1 protein-coding gene and 1 pseudogene are annotated in these 3,081 nt (G+C 69.2%); both read left to right on the forward strand.

Annotation, left to right across the window (positions count from 1 at the left end; genetic code table 11):
- Positions 1-271 (forward strand): annotated as a pseudogene (locus F6S12_RS30825) (DNA polymerase Y family protein); the annotation flags it as partial.
- Positions 268-3,081, forward strand: a 2,814-nt coding sequence (locus tag F6S12_RS30830) for an error-prone DNA polymerase (protein ID WP_315869771.1), incomplete at its 3' end; no start/stop codon positions are given. The pseudogene F6S12_RS30825 and the gene F6S12_RS30830, both read left to right, overlap by 4 nt.

Here is a 3,081-nt window from a genome sequence, read left to right on the forward strand (position 1 = left end):
GCGCAGTTGGCAGGCGCAGACCGATTCGCGCCCGTGCCCGGCCACCCCCGGGCTGCGCCGCCCCGGCTGGCTGTTCACCGAACCCCAGGTGCTGGGCGAGGGCTCGGTGCGCATCCTCATGGGCCCGGAGCGGATCGAGTCCGGCTGGTGGGACGGTGCCGATGTGCGCCGCGACTACTACCTGATCGAAACCGCCGCCGGCCAGCAAGGCTGGGCCTATCGTCAGGTCGGCGAGCCCGGTCCGCTGCTGTTGCAGGGCTGGTTCGCATGAGCGCCTACGCCGAGCTGCACTGCCTGTCCAACTTCAGCTTCCAGCGCGGCGCCTCCAGTGCCGCCGAATTGTTCCAGCGTGCCAAGGCCCTGGGCTACCAGGCCCTGGCGATCACTGACGAGTGCACCCTGGCGGGGATTGTCCGCGCCTGGCAGGCCTCACGCGATACGGGCCTCAAGCTGATCGTCGGCAGTGAAATGCAGGTCGAGGACGGCCCGCGGCTGGTGCTGCTGGTGGAAGACCTGGCGGGTTACCAGGGCCTGTGCCGGTTGATCACCCGGGCCCGGCGCCGAGCCGAGAAGGGCAGCTATCGCCTGCTGCGCGAGGACTTCGCCGCACCGCTGCCTGGGCTGCTGGCCCTGTGGCTGACGGGCGCCGGCGAGCCGCTGGTCCAGGGCCGCTGGTTGCAGCAGGTGTTCCCCCAGCGCCTGTGGCTGGCGCTGGAGCTGCATTGCGGCCAGGACGATGCCCGGCACCTGCAACAGCAACTGGCCCTGGCCCGGCAACTGGGGCTGCCGGCCGTGGCCTGTGGCGATGTGCACATGCACGTGCGCGGGCGCCGGGCGCTGCAGGACACCATGACCGCGATCCGCCATCACCTGCCGGTGGCCGAGGCCGGGCAACGCCTGTTCGCCAACGGCGAGCGCCACCTGCGGCCCGTCGAAGTGCTGCAAGGCCTGTACCCCCAGGCCCTGCTCGACGAGTCGCTGGCCATCGCCGGGCGCTGCGCTTTCGACCTCGGCCAACTGCGCTACCAATACCCCCGGGAGCTGGTGCCCGAGGGCCACGACGCTGGCTCCTGGCTGCGGGTGCTGACCCAGCGCGGCATCGTGCGCCGCTGGCCAACTGGTGCCCGGGCCGAGGTGCTGAAGCAGATCGACAAGGAGCTCACGCTGATCTGCGACCTGGGCTACGAGAGTTATTTTCTCACGGTGCACGACATCGTCGACTTCGCCCGGCGTCAGCACATCCTCTGCCAGGGCCGGGGCTCGGCGGCCAACTCGGTGGTGTGTTTCGCCCTCGGCATCACCGAGATCGACCCGGACCGCTCGACCCTGCTGTTCGAGCGTTTCCTGTCGCGCGAACGCAACGAGCCGCCGGACATCGACGTCGACTTCGAGCACGAGCGCCGGGAAGAGGTGCTGCAGTACGTGTTCCAGCGCTATGGCCGGCATCGCGCGGCGCTGACCGCGGTGGTCAGCACCTACCACGGTGCCGGGGCGGTGCGGGATGTGGCCAAGGCCCTGGGCCTGCCGCCGGATCAGGTCAATGCCCTGGCCGACTGCTGCGGCCACTGGAGTGACACGCCGCCCAGCGTCGAGCGCCTGCAGGAGGCCGGGTTCGATCCCGAGAGCCCGGTGCTGCGCCGGGTCCTGAGCCTGACCGGGCAGTTGATCGGCTTTCCCCGGCACCTGTCCCAGCACCCCGGTGGCTTCGTTATTTCCCAGCAGCCCCTGGACAGCCTGGTGCCGGTGGAGAACGCGACGATGGCCGAGCGTACGGTGATCCAGTGGGACAAGGACGACCTGGACATGGTCGGCCTGCTCAAGGTGGATATCCTCGCCCTGGGCATGCTCAGCGCCATCCGCCGCTGCTTCGACCTGATCCACGGCTACCGCGGCCAGCGCTACAGCCTTGCCAGCATTCCGCCTGAAGATCCCGCCACCTACGAAATGATCGGCCGCGCCGACACCATCGGCGTGTTCCAGATCGAATCCCGGGCGCAGATGTCGATGCTGCCCCGGCTCAAGCCGCAGAACTTCTACGACCTGGTGATCGAGGTGGCCATCGTCCGGCCCGGGCCGATCCAGGGCGGCATGGTCCATCCCTACCTGCGCCGACGTAACCGCCAGGAGCCGGAAACCTATCCGTCGCCGGAGCTGGAGGGCGTGCTCAAGCGCACCCTGGGAGTGCCGCTGTTTCAGGAACAGGTGATGCAGATCGCCATTGTCGCCGCCGACTACACCCCGGGGGAGGCCGACCAGTTGCGCCGCTCCATGGCCGCCTGGAAGCGCCACGGTGGCCTGGAGCCGCACCGCGAACGGCTGCGCAAAGGCATGCGCAAGAACGGCTACAGCGACGAGTTCGCGGCGCAGATCTTCGAGCAGATCAAGGGCTTTGGCAGCTACGGCTTTCCCGAATCCCATGCCGCCAGTTTCGCCTTGCTGACCTACGCCAGTTGCTGGCTCAAGTGCCACGAACCGGCGGCCTTCGCCTGTGCCCTGATCAACAGCTGGCCCATGGGCTTCTACAGCCCCGACCAGATCCTCCAGGACGCCCGGCGCCATGGTTTGCAGGTTCTTGCGGTGGATGTGGGGGCCAGTGACTGGGACTGCAGCCTGGAGCCGATTCCTGTCCAGCCTGCACGCGCTGGAAATGGCCCCCCCGGGCAGCCGGCCCTGCGCCTGGGGCTGCGGATGATCAAGGGCTTTCGCGAGGACGATGCCCGGCGCATCGAACGTGCCCGCCGGCAACGGGCCTTTGTCGATATCGCCGACCTGGGCGAGCGGGCCCGCCTGGATGTCCGCGCCCAGGAATTGCTGGCCGATGCCGGCGCTTTGCAGGCGCTGGTCGGGGATCGCTACCGGGCACGCTGGGAAGTGGCCGGGGTGGAAAGACAGCTGGGGCTGTTCGCCGGCCTGCCGAGCCAGGAGGAAGCGCCGGTAGCGTTGCCCCGGCCCAGTGTCGGCGAAGACCTGCAGGCGGATTACCACAGCCTGGGCACCACCCTCGGGCCGCACCCCCTGGCGCTGCTGCGCCCGCAGCTTGCGGCCCGGCGCTGCCGCAGCTCGCGCGACTTGCTGGCGGTG

Origin of the sequence: Pseudomonas sp. JV245A (assembly GCF_032424515.1) — a bacterium.
GTDB classification, from domain to species: domain Bacteria; phylum Pseudomonadota; class Gammaproteobacteria; order Pseudomonadales; family Pseudomonadaceae; genus Aquipseudomonas; species Aquipseudomonas protegens.